At 68.9% G+C, this 16448-nt stretch carries 14 protein-coding genes and 1 pseudogene; 4 read left to right on the top strand and 11 right to left on the bottom strand.

The window, feature by feature from the left end:
* Window positions 1-7: 7 nt before the first annotated feature.
* On the bottom strand, window positions 8-679 hold the full coding sequence (locus ACVN90_RS01270) for a TetR/AcrR family transcriptional regulator (RefSeq protein WP_475100353.1): 672 nt from the start codon (window positions 677-679) through the stop codon (window positions 8-10).
* A 119-nt stretch (window positions 680-798) separates the two neighbouring features.
* Between ACVN90_RS01270 and ACVN90_RS01275 the strand changes: the two genes are divergently transcribed.
* Window positions 799-1287 (top strand): DUF6326 family protein, encoded by a 489-nt coding sequence (locus ACVN90_RS01275; protein ID WP_475100354.1) that lies wholly within the window; start codon window positions 799-801, stop codon window positions 1285-1287.
* Window positions 1288-1371: 84 nt separating this feature from the next.
* Here the strand turns inward: ACVN90_RS01275 and ACVN90_RS01280 are convergent, their stop codons facing one another.
* Window positions 1372-1728 (bottom strand): hypothetical protein, encoded by a 357-nt coding sequence (locus ACVN90_RS01280; RefSeq protein ID WP_475100355.1) that lies wholly within the window; start codon window positions 1726-1728, stop codon window positions 1372-1374.
* A gap of 229 nt (window positions 1729-1957) precedes the next feature.
* On the opposite strand from ACVN90_RS01280, the gene ACVN90_RS01285 reads away from it, so the two are divergent.
* Both ACVN90_RS01285 and ACVN90_RS01290 read left to right on the top strand, forming a co-directional pair.
* On the top strand, window positions 1958-2782 hold the full coding sequence (locus ACVN90_RS01285) for a sugar phosphate isomerase/epimerase family protein (protein ID WP_475100356.1): 825 nt from the start codon (window positions 1958-1960) through the stop codon (window positions 2780-2782).
* Window positions 2779-3903 carry a Gfo/Idh/MocA family protein gene (locus tag ACVN90_RS01290; protein WP_475100357.1) on the top strand — a complete coding sequence of 375 codons (1125 nt, stop codon included), beginning with the start codon at window positions 2779-2781 and terminating at the stop codon, window positions 3901-3903. The genes ACVN90_RS01285 and ACVN90_RS01290 overlap by 4 nt, the downstream gene beginning before the upstream one ends.
* 80 nt (window positions 3904-3983) lie before the next feature.
* On the opposite strand, the gene ACVN90_RS01295 is transcribed toward ACVN90_RS01290, so the two are convergent.
* Window positions 3984-4454 carry a hypothetical protein gene (locus tag ACVN90_RS01295; RefSeq protein WP_475100358.1) on the bottom strand — a complete coding sequence of 157 codons (471 nt, stop codon included), beginning with the start codon at window positions 4452-4454 and terminating at the stop codon, window positions 3984-3986.
* Here ACVN90_RS01295 and ACVN90_RS01300 point away from each other — a divergent pair.
* Window positions 4429-5787: a threonine/serine exporter family protein gene (locus tag ACVN90_RS01300; RefSeq protein WP_475100359.1), complete on the top strand. Its 1359-nt coding sequence runs from the start codon at window positions 4429-4431 to the stop codon at window positions 5785-5787. The genes ACVN90_RS01295 and ACVN90_RS01300 overlap by 26 nt on opposite strands.
* A 15-nt stretch (window positions 5788-5802) precedes the next feature.
* Here ACVN90_RS01300 and ACVN90_RS01305 read toward each other — a convergent pair whose 3' ends face one another.
* The 8 genes and pseudogenes from ACVN90_RS01305 to ACVN90_RS01340 form a co-directional block, all read right to left on the bottom strand.
* A complete protein-coding gene (locus ACVN90_RS01305) occupies window positions 5803-7152 on the bottom strand; it encodes a M20/M25/M40 family metallo-hydrolase (protein WP_475100360.1) in 1350 nt (449 codons plus the stop codon).
* Window positions 7149-7598, bottom strand: coding sequence for a hypothetical protein (locus ACVN90_RS01310; protein WP_475100361.1), 450 nt, complete (start codon window positions 7596-7598; stop codon window positions 7149-7151). Before ACVN90_RS01310 ends, ACVN90_RS01305 begins: the two co-directional genes overlap by 4 nt.
* Window positions 7595-9058, bottom strand: coding sequence for a glutamate/gamma-aminobutyrate antiporter GadC (gene gadC, locus ACVN90_RS01315; protein WP_475100363.1), 1464 nt, complete (start codon window positions 9056-9058; stop codon window positions 7595-7597). Before gadC ends, ACVN90_RS01310 begins: the two co-directional genes overlap by 4 nt.
* 131 nt (window positions 9059-9189) lie before the next feature.
* Complete coding sequence (locus tag ACVN90_RS01320; protein WP_475100364.1) at window positions 9190-10314, bottom strand: M24 family metallopeptidase; 1125 nt, start codon at window positions 10312-10314, stop codon at window positions 9190-9192.
* Window positions 10315-10388: 74 nt separating this feature from the next.
* On the bottom strand, window positions 10389-13547 hold the full coding sequence (locus ACVN90_RS01325) for a M14 family metallopeptidase (protein WP_475100366.1): 3159 nt from the start codon (window positions 13545-13547) through the stop codon (window positions 10389-10391).
* A gap of 134 nt (window positions 13548-13681) precedes the next feature.
* Window positions 13682-15397, bottom strand: coding sequence for a SulP family inorganic anion transporter (locus tag ACVN90_RS01330; protein WP_475100367.1), 1716 nt, complete (start codon window positions 15395-15397; stop codon window positions 13682-13684).
* Window positions 15398-15451: 54 nt separating this feature from the next.
* Window positions 15452-15982 carry an alpha/beta hydrolase fold domain-containing protein gene (locus ACVN90_RS01335; RefSeq protein WP_475100368.1) on the bottom strand — a complete coding sequence of 177 codons (531 nt, stop codon included), beginning with the start codon at window positions 15980-15982 and terminating at the stop codon, window positions 15452-15454.
* Between the two features lie 92 nt (window positions 15983-16074).
* A pseudogene (locus ACVN90_RS01340) lies at window positions 16075-16368 on the bottom strand (alpha/beta hydrolase); the annotation flags it as partial.
* Window positions 16369-16448 lie beyond the last annotated feature (80 nt).

A 16448-nucleotide genomic window follows, 5' to 3' on the forward strand; every position in this document is an offset into this window, starting at 1 on the left:
CGCGCCGCTATGCGGTTCTGAGGGGCTCGAGGGCGGCGAGGACGAGGTCGAGGCCGAAGATGAATTCCTCCGCCGGGTCGAACCCGGCGGCGACGAGCGCCGCGGCGGACTCGTTGAGGTAGGGGAACTCGTCAGGAGGAAGCTGGGGAAGGTAGACGTCCTCGGCCATGTCCGCGAGCTCATCGGCGGTGTCGAACGGCAGGCCGGCTGCCTGGAGCGCGAAACCGTACACATAGCTGTCGAGCAGCCAGTTGGCGTGGGTCGCCATCAAGGGCGAGAACCCGGCCCTCCGCAGGCAGGCGGTGACCGCTTCGTGGTGGCGGAGATTCGCAGGCCCCGGCGACGTCCGAGACTCCATCAGACCGTTCGCCCACGGGTGGCGTGCGAGAACCTGTCGGGCGGACACCGCCCTCCGGCGCATCGCCGACTGCCAGTCGGCCCCTTCGGGCGGGAGCTCGATCTCATCGAACACGACGTCGATCATGGCGTCGAGCAACTCCTCCTTGCTCGCCACGTAGTGGTAGAGCGACATCGCGCCCGCACCGAGCGTGCCGGCCAGCCGGCGCATGCTCAGCCGGTCGACCCCCTCGCGGTCGGCGAGTCGGATCGCCTCGACCACGACACGCTGCTTGCTCAGCCCCGCGTCAGAGGCGACCTGACGTTGTTCTTTCGCGGACACGGGTCTCCTCGCTTGCTCAACGGCTTGACAATCGTACAGCGTACGATCATAGTACAGCGTACGACGTACGGTGTACGAACGGACGAAAGTCAGACCATTCCTCGAGAAAGAAGAACCCGATGACCATGCGAACGACAACCCGGAACTCGCTCGACAACCCGCCGATCCCGGTGCAGGTGAAGCTCGCCGCCGCGTGGACCAGCTTCATGCTCCTCTACGTCTACGTAGACGTCCTCAACTTCTACAAGCCCGGTGTCGTCGACGGCATCCTGAACGGCCTCGTCTGGAGGTTCGACATCAGCGCTGCATTGCTGACGGTCTTCCTCGTGTCGGTGTCGATCCCGGCCGTGATGGTGATGCTCTCCATGACGCTGCCGGCGCGCGTGAACCGCGCCACGAACCTCGTCGTCGCATCGCTCCTCATCCCGTACTCGATCTTCAACGCGGCAGGGGCGACCTGGGAGTGGGCAGCCTTCTACGGCATCTCGATCGGGATCGAGGTGCTGCTCGTGGCCTTCATCCTGCGGTCGGCCTGGACGTGGCCGCGGACCCCCACCCTCCCCACCGCTCCCGCGACGACCGACGTTCGACAGGGCCTTCGCCGGTAGGCGCCGGCCTGGGCCGCCATGTGTCACCCCGCGCCCGAAATCGAAGACGACGTGGTGCGCATCGACCGCTGAGCCGATTCCTCGTCACGACCGAGCGTCGCTGAGCTTCTGTCGTGCAGTGCTGAGCGCTTCTCGGTATGCAGTGCGCGATTCAGGGTCGGGGACCTTGCTGGGCAGATGCTCGTCGTCGGTGCTGGTCTCGTATCTCTCGCCCCTGAGCGAATGCTCTGCAGGGTCTGGCGCTTTCACCAGCCCGCTCTGCCGGCCCAGGAGCTCGATGGCCTCCAGCGTGGAGCTCACGGCGCTGCGGGTTCGAGCGTCCGCGCTGAGAGCCTTGTTCGACTTCACGTAGCTGAGGATGGCGATGATGAGGGCGCCGACGCCCGTGAGACCGCCCACGAGTGAGCTGATGCTCGAGATCCAGTCCGTGACCGATGGCATGGCGCAACAGTATCCCTCCGGCATGGCACGACTGATACGGGTCAGGACGGCGCGAGCAGCCGCATGCGCCGCGAGAACCGGGACTGCGCGCAGGATCGGTCCCGTTTTCGTCGGCCATTCGGTCATCCTCGGGCCGCGCGACGGGAAAACCTCCACATGGAGGTTTTGTGCTACTCTGCCCTGACACGATGCAGTCGATCCGCACGAAGATGTACGAAAGGTGTCCGAAGTGACTCGACCCGAGAGCTCGGTGCAGCTCTACACCCTGGCCGCCGCCTTCTCCGCCGACATGTCCGGCTCGATGGACAAGCTCGCCGCGATCGGGCTGAAGAACGTCGAGGCCTTCGACTTCGTCCGCCGCCCGCAGGAGATCCGCGCGGCACTGGACGCGGCGGGCCTCGCCTCTCCGACCGGTCACGCCCCGCTGCTGTCGGACGAGCTGTGGACTCCCGACGGCTCGATCCCCACCCCTGCTCCCGAGGTCGTGTTCGAGGCCGCGGCGACGATCGGTGCGACCACGGTCATCGACCCGATGGTGCCGACCGACCGCTGGCTGACCGAGGAGGGTGTCGCCGACACCGCCCGCCGTCTGAACGACCTCGTCGACATCGCGGCCGGGTTCGGTCTCACGGTCGGCTATCACAACCACGCGCAGGAGTTCCTGGCATCGTTCGACGGCCAGACCGCGTTCGAGCGCTTCCTGGAGCTGACCGACGACCGCGTCGCCATCGAGCTCGACCTGTACTGGGCCGCCGTGGGCGGACAGGACGTCACGGCGCTGACGCGTGCGATCGGCGACCGCCTGGTGGCGCTCCACATCAAGGACGGACGAGTTCCCGCCAGCAACCCGTTCGCGCCCGACGCGCCGGCCTTCACCTCGAAGAGCCTGGAGCAGACCCACCCCGGGGAGGGCGTCGTCGCGCTCTCGGACGCGCTGAACGCCGCCACGGCGGTCAAGTACGCCGTCATCGAGTACGACAACCCGCCGGGCGACGTCTTCGCCGACATCGCGGCCTCGTACGCGTTCCTGCAGGACGGCGGTTTCGTCCGATGACGCGCGTCGGTGTCGGCATCATCGGTGCCGGCGTCATCAGCGACACGTATCTCAAGAACCTGACGTCGTTCCCGGACGTCGAGGTCCTGGCAGTCGGCGACCTGCTGCCCGACCGCGCGCAGAGCAAAGCCGAGCAGTACGGCGTGCCGGTGCACGGCGATGCCGCGGCGGTGCTCGAGCACCCCGACGTGCAGGTCGTGGTGAACCTCACCATCCCGGCGGCGCATGTCGAGGTCTCGGAGGCCGCGATCAGCGCCGGCAAGCATGTGTGGACCGAGAAGCCGGTCGGCCTGGACCTCGCCGACGTCTCGCGCATCCTGGAGGCGGCGGATGCTGCCGGGCTGCGCGTCGGTTCGGCGCCCGACACCATCCTCGGACCGGGCTTCCAGACCGCCAAGCGCGCAATCGCGGAGGGCGTGATCGGCGAGCCGCTGTTCGCGCAGACCGCGTTCCAGACGCAGGGCCCTGACCTGTGGCATCCGGATCCGGCCTTCCTCTTCAGCACGGGCGCCGGTCCGCTGCTGGACATGGGGCCGTATTACATCAGCGGGCTGGTGAGCCTCCTCGGACCGGTGGCCCGCGTCTTCGCGGCGGGCCTGCGTGCTCGCGACGAGCGGACGGTTCACCTCGGCCCCATCGCCGGCACCAACTTCACCGTGGAGGTGCCGACGACGGTGCAGCTGACGACGGTGTTCGAGGCGGGCCAGCAGGCGCAGAGCCTGCTGAGCTTCGACTCCGCACTCGAGCGCCACGGCATCTTCGAGGTGCACGGCACCGAGGGCACGATCGTGCTGCCCGACCCCAACCAGTTCGAGGGCCGTATCGCCTACGTGAAGCCGCTCGGTGTGCTGCGCGACGGTGCGAAGTTCGAGCAGGAGTGGATCGACGTTCCCCAGCAGGGCGCCGTCGTCGGCCGGGGCCTCGGCCTCCTCGACATGGTGCGCGCCATCGCCGAGAGCCGACCCCACGTCGCGAGCGGCCAGCTCGGCCTTCACGTGCTCGACGTCATGCTCTCCGCCGAGCAGTCCGTCGAAACCGGGCAGTCCATCGAGATCGGCACCACCGTCGCTCCGGTGCCGTCGGTACCCGCGGACTTCGATCCGTTCGCCGCGACGCTCTGACGCAGCATCCGCATACGAGGCCGTGCCGTCCCCTCCAGGGGCAGCGCGGCCTCGTCGTCGTCGCAGCGCCACCACCCGCCCTATCGCCCCACCGCGTCTCGATGCCAACATGAGTGGTTGATGGCGGGGACGCGCACGAAACCGAGGCGCCGGTGGCGTGGGAATCTCCCGCGCGCCGCTGCGACGGCGGCCGTCCTGCTGCTGCTCGGCGCAGCAGCACTCACGTCGGCCGTCCCGGCATCTGCAAGCGGGCTCGCGAACGTCTCGTCGGCGGTCTCCGCGGTGCCGGAGGAGTCACCGTCGCCGTCGCCGTCCCTCGACCCGACGCCGACCCCGACTCCGACGACGTCACCGTCGCCGACGTCGACCGTCACACCCACGCCCGAGCCGACGGCCTCTCCCGATGCGACCCCCACGCCCACCACGACCGAGACACCGCAGCCGACGGCGACCCCGGAGCCCACGGCGACGCCGATTCCCGCCATCCCCCCTGCCGTCACGGAGTCGACGACCACGCTGCCGACGGTGCTGCTGGCACTCGGCGTGCTCATCGCGGCCGGCGTTCTGCTCTGGCTCCTCGCACGCCGAGAGCCGCCGCGACGTGCCATCGCCTCGGGCGCGGGCGCGGCCGGCAACGAGACGGCACCCGCCGTGCTGGACGCGATGGCGTCCCTGGGCACCGCGATGATCGACAGCGGCTACCCCGTGGGTCAGGTTCGCAGCGCGCTGGACGATATGGCGAAGGTGAACGGGCTGACGTCTGCGGAAGCCGTCGTGTTCCCGACATCGATCCTCGTCTCATCGCGAGATGAAGGTGCCGTCCAGACGCGGGCTGTCACCGCCGGCGACAGCATCGCGCTGCTTTACCAGGTCGACGCCGTGGATCGCATCGCCGGCGTCGCGCGCACCCGCGCCGGGGCAGGCTGGGTGCGCCACCAGCTCGCCCGGGTGGAGAATCTGCCCCAGCCTTTCACGAGGTGGCAGCGGATCGGAGCGTACGGGTTGCTGTCCGCCGCGCTCAGCGTTCTGCTCGGCTCTTCCTGGCCCGGTGTCATCGTCGCCGGAGTGCTCGGCATCGGCGTCGGGGCGCTGCTGCTCGCGACCGAGCGCCTCGAATCGGCGTATCAGGCGCTGGTCGTGGTCGCGGCCTCCCTCGGGGTGGGTCTGGTGATGCTCGCGGTCGCGCATCTCGTCGACGCGGGTGTCCTGCCGGCGATCGTCGCGCCGTTGATCATGCTCCTGCCGGGCGGCCTGCTCACGATCGGCGTGATCGAACTCGCGACCGGCCACATCGTTTCGGGGGCGGCTCGCGTGGCCGCCGGAGCCATCCGGCTGCTGCTGCTCGCGACCGGCATCGTCGCGGCCGCCGCGCTGCTCGGAGTTCCCGCGGTCACCGCGACGCATTGGCCGTTGGGTCCCGTCGCACCATGGGTGGCCGTCGCCGTGTTCGGCGTCGGGATCAGCATCTACCAGTGCGCACGCCCCTCATCCATCGGCTGGATCCTGGTCGTGCTGTACGTCGCGTACGGCGCCCAGGTGGTCGGCGACGTGTTCTTCGACGGCGTCCTCTCGGCGCTCGTGGGCGCCGCGGCGATGACACCGGTCGCGGTGGTCGTGGCCCGCCAGCGCTCCGGGCCGCCGGCGCTGGTGAGCTTCCTGCCGGCGTTCTGGCTGCTCGTGCCCGGTGCGCTCGGACTCGTCGGCGTCGCGAGTGTGCTGGAGGGCGGATCGTCGGGGAGCAACGCGATCATCACCACGATCGCCAGCATGGTGTCGATCGCGCTGGGCGTGCTGCTCGGGTTGGTCGCCTCGGGTTCCGCGCGGGGATTCCGCAGCGCCCCTGCCGCGGATTGGATGGATGACGCTCCCGTGGAGTCGCGCTGACCCGGCTGCGTGCGGTCAGGTGCCTTTCGCCAAGGAGCGGAGGAGGACCGCCTCGGCGACAGCGAGGTTCTCGATCTCGGTCGGATCGACGCTCTCGTTGGGTGCGTGGATGAGAGCGAGCGGCTCTTCGACGCCCATGAGGATGATCTCGGCCTTCGGGTAGGTGTCGGCGAACACGTTGCAGAGCGGGATCGATCCGCCCTGCCCGAGCCGCGTCAGTTCGACCCCGTACGCCGAGTGCATCGCGTCGGCGAACGCCCGGAACGCGGGGCCATCGGTGGCGGCCCGGAACGGTTCGCCCACTGCCTCGGTCTCGACCACCAACCGCACGCCCCACGGAGCGTGGTTCTGAAGGTGCGTCACCAGCGCATCGTGCGCGTCCTGCGCGCCCACCCCCGGCGGGACCCGCAGGTTCAGGCGCGCCGCGGCGCGCGGAACGATGGATGCTGATGAGCCGACGACCGGCGGACAGTCGATGCCCAGCACCGTCAGCGCCGGTCGCGCCCAGAGCTCATCCGCCACCGTTCCGTCGCCCAGGAGCCGGACCCCGTCGAGCACGCCGGCATCGGCACGGAACTGCCCGGAGTCATAGGGTTCGCCTGCCCAGGTTCCGTCATGGGGGAGCCCGCCGATCGTCGTGCTGCCGGCGTCGTCGCGCAGCGACGCGAGCACCGCGACGAGCGCGGCCAGCGCGTCCGGCGCAGGGCCGCCGAACATGCCGGAGTGGATCTCCGACGCGAGCGCCTCGACCCGGACGACGACGTTCGCGAAACCACGCAGCGAGACGGTTGCGGCGGGGCGGCCGACGGCGGCGTTCCCCGTGTCGCACACCAGGATCACGTCAGCGGAGAGCACGTCCGGGTTCTCCTCGACGTATCGTTCCAGCCCGCCCGTGCCCTGCTCTTCGCTGCCTTCGACCACGAGTTTCAGGTGGACGGGGATCTCGTTCTGCAGGGCGCGCAACGCGAGGAGGTGCATCAGGATGTTGCCCTTGCAGTCCGCGGCTCCTCGGCCCGCCCACCGGCCGTCGACGTCGGTGAGCACGAACGGCGGTGTCCGCCATGCGGATTCGTCGAGGGGAGGCTGCACGTCGTAGTGGGCGTAAAGCAGGACCGTCGGCGCGTCGGGATCGGTGGCTCGGCGGCTGCCGATGACGGCGTCGCTGCCGTCTGGTGTGCGCACGAGCCGGGCGTCGTCGAAACCGAGCGCAGCGAACCGCCCGCGCACCCACTCGGCGGCCTTGGCGCACTCCTCCGGGGGGAACTGACGCGGGTCCGCGACGGAGCGAAGGGCGACGAGTTCGGCGAGCTCGCCGCGAGCAGCGGGCATCATCGCGCTGATGCGCGCGCGGATCTCGTCGCTCACGAGCCGTCGCCGTCGACCGTGTTGAGGCTGTCCACGAACTCCTGGAACTCCTCGGCCTCGTCTGGGCAGTACGTCTGGATGATCAGGAGCTGGCCCTGCAGCAGCCTCGATTCCACCAGGGTCGGGCGCAGCCCGGGGCCGCCGGCGCCGTTCGAGAGGCCCGCGAGCAGCGTCGACCGCGCCAGCGCGGCGTTCGGGTCGGCGCAGGTCGCGCCGCCGTCGTCACCGAGCACCGAAGCGACCTGCTCCGGCGTGAAGGTGACGGCGATGCCCGCGTCGGCGAACGCGTCGAGCAACTGCTGCGCCTTGTCGACGTCCTTCGCCTCCTGGCGCGCTCCGACGAACAGGACGGTCGCGAGCACGGCGAGCGCGACCAGCACGACGATGGCGACGGTGGCGATCACCGAGCGTTCGCGTTTGCTCTGGGACTCAGCATCCGTGCTCATGATTCACCTCCGGATGTCGCAGCCGGCTGCTTCCACGAGGGCTTGCGGAACCGGTAGAAGAGGAACGGCACGAGCAGCCCGAGCCCGAGTGCGCCGCCGCCGACGATGAGCAGGTAGGTCCAGGGGCTGTCGCCGCCGAACTGCGATGGCGGGATGAAGCCGACCAGGAGCGCGGCGAGCGAGGCGGCGAAGCCGACCCCGCACAGCGCGACCAGCATCGGCGCACGATACCCGCGCGGGTGGTCGGGATGCAGCCGGCGCAGCCGCACCGCCGCGACGAACATGAGCAGGTACATGATCAGGTACACCTGCGTCGTGATGACGGAGAAGATCCAGTACGCGCTCGACACGTTCGGGATGAGGGCGTACCCCAGGGCGATGATCGAGGTGACGACGCCCTGCGTGACCAGCAGGTTCTGCTGCACGCCGTTCTTGTTGAGCTTCTGCAGGAACGGCGGCAGATAGCCCTCTTCCCGCGAGATGAGCAACAGGCCCTTCGATGGACCCGCCAGCCACGTGAGCATGCCACCCAGAGAGGCCGCGACGAGCATGATCCCGACGATCGGGGTCAACCATGAGATGTCGAACGTGGCGAACACGGCCTCGAACGCCTGCATGATGCCGGCCGTCAGCGAGATCTGCTCGGCCGGGACGACCCAGCTGATCGCGAGCGCAGGAAGGATGAAGATCAGCAGCACGAGCCCCATGGCGAGGAAGATCGCCTTCGGATACTCCTTGCCCGGGTTCTTCAGCGACGACACGTGCACGGCGTTCATCTCCATGCCGCTGTACGACAGGAAATTGTTGACGATGAGCACGAGGCTGGCAAGACCCGCCCACTGCGGGAGGAGATTGTCCACGGTCATCGGCGCGGCCGACGGGTTGCCCTGCCCGAGGAAGAGCGCGCCGAGGATCACCAGCACGGCACCGGGGATGAGCGTGCCGATGATCAGGCCCCAGCTCGCGAGACCCGCCACGCCCTTGGTTCCCCGAGACGAGACGAACACGCCGGCCCAGTAGCAGACCATGATCACGAGCGCCGTCCAGACGCCGTTCGACGCGAGCGCGGGATTGATGACGTAGGCGAGGGTGGATGCGACGAACCCGAGCAGCGTCGGGTAGTAGAAGATCGTCATCGCGAACTGGCACCAGATCGCGAGGAAGCCCATGGGCTTGGAGATCCCCTCCGACACCCACTTGTAGACGCCGCCCTTCCACCCTGAAGCGAGTTCTGCCGCGACGAGCGATGTCGGCAACAGGAAGACGATCGCAGGGACGAGGTAGAGGAAGACCGCGGCGAGGCCGTAGACCGCCATCGTCGGCGCCGGTCGCAGGCTCGCGACCGAACTCGTCGTCATCAGCGCGAGTGCGATCCACGAGATCCAGACCGGCGCCGGGACCGCCTTCGCGCGGGCGCGGAGCGCGTCGCTGCCTCGGTTCGATGAATCCGCGGCGCTCATCGCACAACTCCTCGGTCACTCGACGATCGCTCCATCGCGGATCCCCTTCCGTCACTGGCGGGCAAAACCAACAAACAACCGGATCAATGCTGAAGATAGCGTTGTCCGGGTGCGTGCGGAATGGGCGCGCCCTACTCGACGATGGCGAGTCCGTGATCGGTGTCGTTGAAGCGACGCCCGCCGTCGTCGGTCACGGTCACGATGTCCTCGATGCGAACGCCGAATCGTCCTGGAAGGTAGATCCCGGGCTCGATCGAGAAGCACATCCCCGGCACGGTCGGCCGCAGCTCGCCCTCCACCATGTACGGCGGCTCGTGCGTGGTCACGCCGATGCCGTGTCCGGTGCGGTGGATGAACTCCTCGCCGTACCCGGCCTCGGTGATGACGCGGCGGGCGGCGCGGTCGATGTCCTGACAGGCCACGCCCGGGCGCACCGCCTCGAATGCGGTCTGCTGGGCGACCCGCACGATCTCATGGACCTCCCGCATCTCCGCTGTGGGTTCGCCCACGCACACGGTCCGGGTGGTGTCGGAGCCGTAGCCGGCCATCAGTCCGCCGAAGTCCAGAACCACCATGTCTCCGGTGAGAATGGTGCGGTCGCCCGCCTCGTGGTGCGGGTTGGCGCCGTTGGGACCCGACCCCACGACGGTGAAGTCGACCTGCTCGTGCCCGAACTCGCGCAGCAGCCGCGCGAGATCGGCGGCGACATCGGTCTCCTTGCGCCCGGCGAAGCGCACCTTCACGATCTCGCGGAAGGTCGCGTCTGCGGCCGCGCCCGCCGCCGCCAGCCGGGCCAGTTCCGCGGAGTCCTTCACCGCCCGCAGCATGGGCAGCCGTTCCGTGATCGACGAGTACCTGACCTTCGGAAGACGTGACTGCAGACCGAGCAGGTGCATCGCCCAGGCAGAGTCCGATATCGCGAACTCGCCATCGGCGGTGAGCAAGGGCGCGGCCGCGGCGTACGGGTCCGCGCCGTCTCGCCAGTCCCTGATCGTCACGGCCCCGGCACCGGCCGCCGACGCCGCATCGGGATGCTCCAGTATCGGCACCAGCAGCTGCGGCTCGGCATCGACGCGGAGCACGAGCAGCGTGAGCCGCTCGGTGATCGCGGTCGGTTGATAGCCGGTGAGCCAGACCAGGTCCGGGCCCGGGGTCACGAGCAGTCCATCGAGACCTTCCGCCGCCGCGGACGCCGCCGCCCTCTCCATGCGTGCGCGGTAGTCATCGGACGCGAACGGTGCCGACACGGCGTCCATGGGATCTCCTCACAGCGGGAGACGGATGCTGCGACCCAGGGTGAAACCCCCGGCACGCAGCATCCGTCCCGCGACTATCCGGCGAAGTGCGCCAGCATCCTCGCGACGACGGCGGCCCGATCGGCATCGGATTCGAGCTGCTCGAGGCCGAACCCGAAGAGCAGGGTGTCGGGCGTCGCCGTCACCGCCACGACGTCGCCGAGGCCGTCCGCGATCTCGAAGTCGCTGACATTCTCCGGACTTCCTTCGGGCTCGCCGAGTACCGACCAGTCGCCGAAGCCCGCTTCGAAGCCCTCCGCCTCCGTGGGCGCTCCGGCGACGACGAGCCTGGTGTCGTCGACGATGAGTCCCGCGCCGCCGGTGGACGGGTCGGTGACGTAGCTCACGACCAGCTCGACGGTGCTGCCCGCATATGCGCTGAGATCGAACGCGACCGGAATCCACCCGCCGGACGCACCGGTGAACGAGTTCCATTCGCCCGTCGTTCCCGTGGGCAGGCAGGGGTCGCCGAGCGTGAGGTAGTGCTCGAGCTGCGGATGCTCGCCCATGTAGAAGCCCGCCTCGCACTCCGTCGGCACCGCGGTGGAGGTGTTGCCGTTGAGGTCGGGGAGGGTCGTCCAGTCATCCGTGCCCACGGGCCTGACCTCGACGATCACATTGTCGTATCCCGCTTCGAGGTCGAAGGCGATCTGCGCCTCGAAGGTCGGTCTGCCGGCGGCCGACACCCCGGTCAGATCGAACGTTCGCCCCAACCGCTGGTAGCTGTCGTCGACGTGCGTGGCCGCGGCCGCCAGGGCTCCTTCCACCGCGACGATCCTGCCCGTCACACCCGTGTAGTCCGCCGCTGCCCAGCTCTCGAACTGCGGGAAGTCCGCGACAGGCAGCCGCTCGCTCGTCGGAGTGAACGCGCCGACCTCGTCGATCGGATTGTCGTCCGTGGCCGGACCACCGAAGAGTGCCTGGAGACCGTCGAGCGGCTCAGCCGTGCCTCCGACCCCCTCGGCCGACAGCGCCGCCCGGTCGTAGGCACCCATCCAGTACTGCGTGAAGTCGTCGGCCAGCAGCAGGCAGTCCGAGAACGGATCGACGGTGACCACGCAATCCTGATCGGGGTAGCCATCCAGGCCGTAGTAGATGCCGCCGAACGTGCTCGCGCCGAGGCCGTAGTAGCCGGTCGTCTCGCCGGCGTACGCGACCTTGCCGCCCTCGTTCAGGTAGTCCCTGACGGCGAGGGTCAGGTACTGCTGGCGTTCGGCCACCGCGAGGTCGGGGAGCTGCTGCGCACCATATTGGGTGAGCTCGTCCTCGGGGTCCTGCGTCAACCTGTTGTCGCCGAGGTACCAGAGCACCGCGTCGTAGTGACTCAGCACGCCGAGGTCGTGGGGGACACCCTGCGCGTCGACATCCCACACGTCGGGGGTCACGCCGTTGGCGAGAAGGGCATCGACGTGCTCGTCGACGTACTTCGGCGCGTTCGTGCCGGCCGGGTAGGTGGGGTTCACGCCCGTGTAGTCCTCGTTCGCGACGATCAGCACGGAGTTTCCGGTGCCCTCCGCGACCACGTACGTGAAGTGCTCGCTCTCGCGGGGGCCCGCCCCCTGCTGGCCCTTCGGGATGTCCTTACCCGTGGCTGTGCCCTTGAACCACACCTCGACGCTGTCGCCCGGTTTCGCGCCCGTCACCACGCCGCGGTACTCGGCGTAGTAGTCCACGTTCTCGGAACCGTAACGCTCGCCGCCTGCCCACTCGGTGACGCCCACGCTCTTGGGCCGCCCGCCGTTGATCGAGTAGGTCATCTTCTTGGCCTTCAGCGCCTTCTTCGCCCACACCGCGACGGTCTGCGGGTCGCCGTATGACACCGTGAACGAGTCGACACGGAAGTCCTCGGCGTCGCGACCCACGACGGACACGGGGTCGTCCGGGTCGATCGCCGACTCGGCGACGGCCAGCGCGAAGGGGATGTTCTTCTCGAACTCCGCCTGGATCAGAGCCTCGTCGTCCGGGAAGTCGAAGCCCAGGAACTGGCAATCGTCTTCGGTCCATTCGTCGTCCTCGACGGAGGCGACCGCCGCTTCGCACGTCGACATCTCCGGGGTGAAGCCGAGGGCCCCGTGCGCTTCCTGCATGTGCGAGTCGAGGTCGCCGTTGGTGGTGTAGAGCTCCGCCGAGATGTCGGGGTCGTAGCCCGGGACGGCGGGGGTCTCGTCGTCGCCCACCATGGCCTCGTAGATCACGTCATCCGGGGAGGGCGTTGCGACCTGCCAGCCGATGCCGTACAGCAGCAGCTCGGCGGCGGAGTGGTAGTTGATCATGAACTGCGGCGTGATGTCGGCGAACAGACCGTCGAGCGCCTGGGTCTCCGGCTCGGACGCCGGCGAGGGCCCGCGGTAGGTGTCGCTTGCCGGGTTCGGCGAGGACCCCTCGTTGTCGTAGCCCCACCGCGTCGCCGAGTTGCGATTCAGATCGACGCCGTCGCCGACCGTGATCTCGCCGTTCTCGTCGTTGTCACGCAGGTTCTTGCGCCACAGCCGCTGGCCCTCCTGGAACGTGAAGTCGTAGCCGTCCGGGTTCGCCACAGGGACGAACCACAGCTCGGTGTCGTCGACCAGATCCGTGATGCGATCGTCGGTGCCGTACCCCGTCAGGTAGTGGTCGAGCAGCCGTCGCACCATTTCTGGCGTGATCCACTCGCGGGCGTGCTGCGCGGCGACGTACACCGTCGTCGGCTTCTTGCCGTCTTTGGCTTTGGCGACATTCTTCGTCACCCGCACGGCGCCGATCTCCTGGCCCTGGGCGGTCTCGCCGATGACCCGGAACTCGGCGATCTTGGGGTGCGCGGCAGCCTGCGCCATGAGCTCTTCGAGGATGCCGCCCTCACCGCTGTACATGCGGAACACGCCGTCGGTCTGCTGCAGGGATCGACGCTGACTCGACGGGTCGGCCTGGATCTGCAGTTCGGCACCCTGAGCGGCGAGTGCGTCGACCTGACCGCCGCTCAAGATGACCTGCACGTCGACGAGTCCGGATCCGTCTGCGCTCGGCGCGGAGACGATCTCGCCACGGTCGACGCCGAGTTCGACGATGGCGGCGAGGCCCGCGGCATCGACAGTTCCCGAATACACCGCGAGTCGGTCATCGCCGCTCGGCGTCGGTGGACTCGCGACGCTCGGTGTGGCAACCAGCCCGGTCAGAACGAGGGCCGCCACAGTGGCGACAGCAACCTTGCGGAACATCTCTACTCCCTTGTAGCTGACGTGTCCGACCGAGGAGATCCTCGGGGAGGTCGGCGCAAGAACCCTCATGTCGCCGAACGGTCCCCATCCTGGACCCGCGTTCGAGGGCGGTCAACAGCATGCGGTGTTCGCGGTCAACCGCCGTCGCCTCTGCTCTCGGCGTCGTTCTGCTCGGCCGCGACCGCTCGGTGGATGTTGCCGTGGATGTGGTCCGCTCCGATGAGGTCGATCACACCCTCGCGTTCGAGGACCGCCCGCGGGCCCGGCTTCAGCCGGGTCAAGCGGAGCTGGACGCCCGCATCGCGGACGAGGGTCACGATGTCGGCCGTCGAGGCCGCGCCCTGGGAATCGATGAAGTTGATCCCCCCGCAGTCCAGGACGATCCCGGTCAGTCGCGGGTTCGCCTGGATCACCTCGCGCAGGTGGTCCTCCAGTGCGTCCGCGGTGGCGAAGAACAGGCCGCCGTCGAACCGGACCACCGACACGGTGGGCAGGATCTCGTCGCCCGGGTTCGTTTCGACCTCGCGGAACACCTGCGTGCCCCGTTCGCGACCGAGGGTCGGCATCTGCGGGTGAGTGGCCACGGCGATCAGCCAGATCAGCGAGAGTCCGATGCCGATGATCACGCCGGCGAGCACGCCGAAGATCACCGTGGCGAGGAGGGCTGTGATCGCGATCCAGAAGTCGACCTTCTTCACCCGGAAGAGCCGCCGCATCTCCGGAAGATTCATCATGCCGCTGACGACGGCCTCGATGATCAGCGCACCGAGGACGGCCTTGGGCAAGTCGGAGAAGAGCGGCGCCAGAAACAGGAGCGTCAGGAGCACCGTCACGCCGGAGGTCAGCGATGCCAGCCCCGTCTTGGCCCCCGAGCGGTCGTTCAGCGAGCTCGCCGAGAGACTGGTGGAAACCGGCATCCCTTGGAAAAGCCCGGAGCCGATGTTGGCGAACGACTGCGCGACGGATTCCTGGTTGATGTCGATTCGATAGCGATGCTTGGCCGCGAACGTGCGCGCGTCGCCCGCCGTCTGGGAGAAGCCGATCATGACCAGCGCCACGGCGGCGACGGCGACGGTGCCCACGTGATCCCACAGCAGCTGACCGTTCGGAACCTGCAGCGCGGGCAGGCCCGCCGGCACGTCCCCGACCACCGCCACTCCCTTGGCCCCGAGATCGAACAGCGCCGACGCCAGCAGCCCGCCCACGACGAGCACCAGGGCGCCGGGAACCCGCGGCGCGATCACCCGGAGCCCGAAGACGACGAGGAGAGAGATGACCCCGACGAGCGCCGTCGTCCCGTGCACCGCGTCCAGCGTCCCGAACCACGACCACAGTTCCTGGATCGGATTCGCGCCCGTGGTCTCGGTTCCGGTGAGCTTGGGGAGCTCGCCGATCACGACGTCGATCGCGGCGCCGAAGAGGAAGCCGGTCACCACCGCTCGCGAGAGGAACTGGGCGATCCAGCCCATCCTGAAGACGGCGAGCAGCAGGAACACGATGCCCGAGGCGAGCGTGATGCCGGCGACGAACGACGCGACGTCCTGCTCGCCGGCGATGCCGGCGGCGAGCACGGCACTGGCCGCAACGGCCGCGAGACCAGAACTCGGACCCATCGAGATCTGCCGGCTCGTCCCGAAGATCGCGTACAAGATCGCGCCGGCCGCGGCCGCATAGAGTCCGTTCTGCAGCGGCACCCCCGCGATGCCGGCGTATCCCAGGTTCTTCGGGACGATGAGGGCGGCGACCGTGACCCCGGCGATCACGTCGCCGCGCAGCCACACGCGTTGATAGGACCGGAGCTGGCCGACGAGCGGAACCCGGGTCGGACGTTCACCACCTGTCGTCGCCATGGGCATGTCTTACCGCAATGTCGAATCGTCCGACAAGTAATCCGGCCAGGACGCTCAGCGCTCGAGGCGCTCCTCGAGCCAGGCGCGGGCGGTCGCGAAGAGCTTGCGCGCCATCGGGTGGTCGGATGCCCACGCCTCGAACCCGTGCGGCGCACCGCCGACCACCTCGACGGTGACATCCGCGCCTGCCGCTCGGAGCCGGTTCGCGTACTCGATGTCCTCGTCATGGAACAGCTCGATGTCGGAGGTGTACATCCAGGTCGGCGGCATATCGCTGAGGTCTTCGCGGCGTGCCGGCGCCGCGTACGGGGGGAGCGACTGCGCCCCGACGCCCGCGCCGAGATACGACGACCAGCCGACACGGTTCGAGCGGTTGCTCCAGATGAAGTGGTCGGCGGCGTCGTGGCCGCGGTCCGCGGCCGTGCGGTCGTCGAGCATCGGGCAGAACAGCCACTGTGCAGCGACGGGGTCGCCCGCGTCGATCGCCCGCTGGACGAGGCTTGCGGCGAGCCCGCCGCCGGCGCTCTGCCCGCCGATCGCGAGGCGCCCGGTGTCGAGGCCGAGAGCCTCCGCGTTGGCGCGCATCCACTGCCATCCGGTGAAGCAGTCGTCGATCGCTGCGCGGGGAACGGATGCTTCGGCGCGAGGCGGTAGTCGACCGAGACGATCGTGACCCCGGTGTCGCGCGCCGTCTCGCCGCAGTGCACGTCGTCCATCGCGGCGGCGCCCAGCACGAGCCCGCCGCCGTGGATCCACAGCAGCCCCGCTCCGGATGGCCGGGCAGGAGTGTAGACCCGCAGCTTCACGCCGTCGTGGCGGAGCGTGCGGCGCTCCACGCCGTCCACGCGCTTGCCGGGAATGAGCGACGACGCGGTCGCTGCGAGCCAGCGCACCGCGCTGTTCTCGAGATCGACGGTCGGTGCCTTCGCGGTCGCCTCACGCAGTGCCGGATCCACTGCCGAGATGTCCATGCCTGCTCCGTTCTCGCGGGTCTGCGTCGACCCGCCGCTTCATCGTAGAGCCTGACCGGACAAGATTGTCCAGTACGGCT

This window comes from Microbacterium sp. F01 (assembly GCF_056156365.1).

What these genes read in the sequence shown, in the direction of transcription:
- ACVN90_RS01275 (WP_475100354.1), top strand. Translation starts at nt 799, where the DNA reads ATGACCATGCGAACGACAACCCGGAACTCGCTCGACAACCCGCCGATC.
- ACVN90_RS01310 (WP_475100361.1), bottom strand. Translation starts at nt 7,598, where the DNA reads ATGAGCACGGATGCTGAGTCCCAGAGCAAACGCGAACGCTCGGTGATC.
- ACVN90_RS01325 (WP_475100366.1), bottom strand. Translation starts at nt 13,547, where the DNA reads ATGTTCCGCAAGGTTGCTGTCGCCACTGTGGCGGCCCTCGTTCTGACC.
- ACVN90_RS01295 (WP_475100358.1), bottom strand. Translation starts at nt 4,454, where the DNA reads ATGAGCACGCCGAGTGCCAGCAGCACCGTCGGCAGCGTGGTCGTCGAC.
- gadC (WP_475100363.1), bottom strand. Translation starts at nt 9,058, where the DNA reads ATGAGCGCCGCGGATTCATCGAACCGAGGCAGCGACGCGCTCCGCGCC.
- ACVN90_RS01280 (WP_475100355.1), bottom strand. Translation starts at nt 1,728, where the DNA reads ATGCCATCGGTCACGGACTGGATCTCGAGCATCAGCTCACTCGTGGGC.
- ACVN90_RS01335 (WP_475100368.1), bottom strand. Translation starts at nt 15,982, where the DNA reads ATGCGCGCCAACGCGGAGGCTCTCGGCCTCGACACCGGGCGCCTCGCG.
- ACVN90_RS01320 (WP_475100364.1), bottom strand. Translation starts at nt 10,314, where the DNA reads ATGGACGCCGTGTCGGCACCGTTCGCGTCCGATGACTACCGCGCACGC.
- ACVN90_RS01330 (WP_475100367.1), bottom strand. Translation starts at nt 15,397, where the DNA reads ATGGCGACGACAGGTGGTGAACGTCCGACCCGGGTTCCGCTCGTCGGC.
- ACVN90_RS01290 (WP_475100357.1), top strand. Translation starts at nt 2,779, where the DNA reads ATGACGCGCGTCGGTGTCGGCATCATCGGTGCCGGCGTCATCAGCGAC.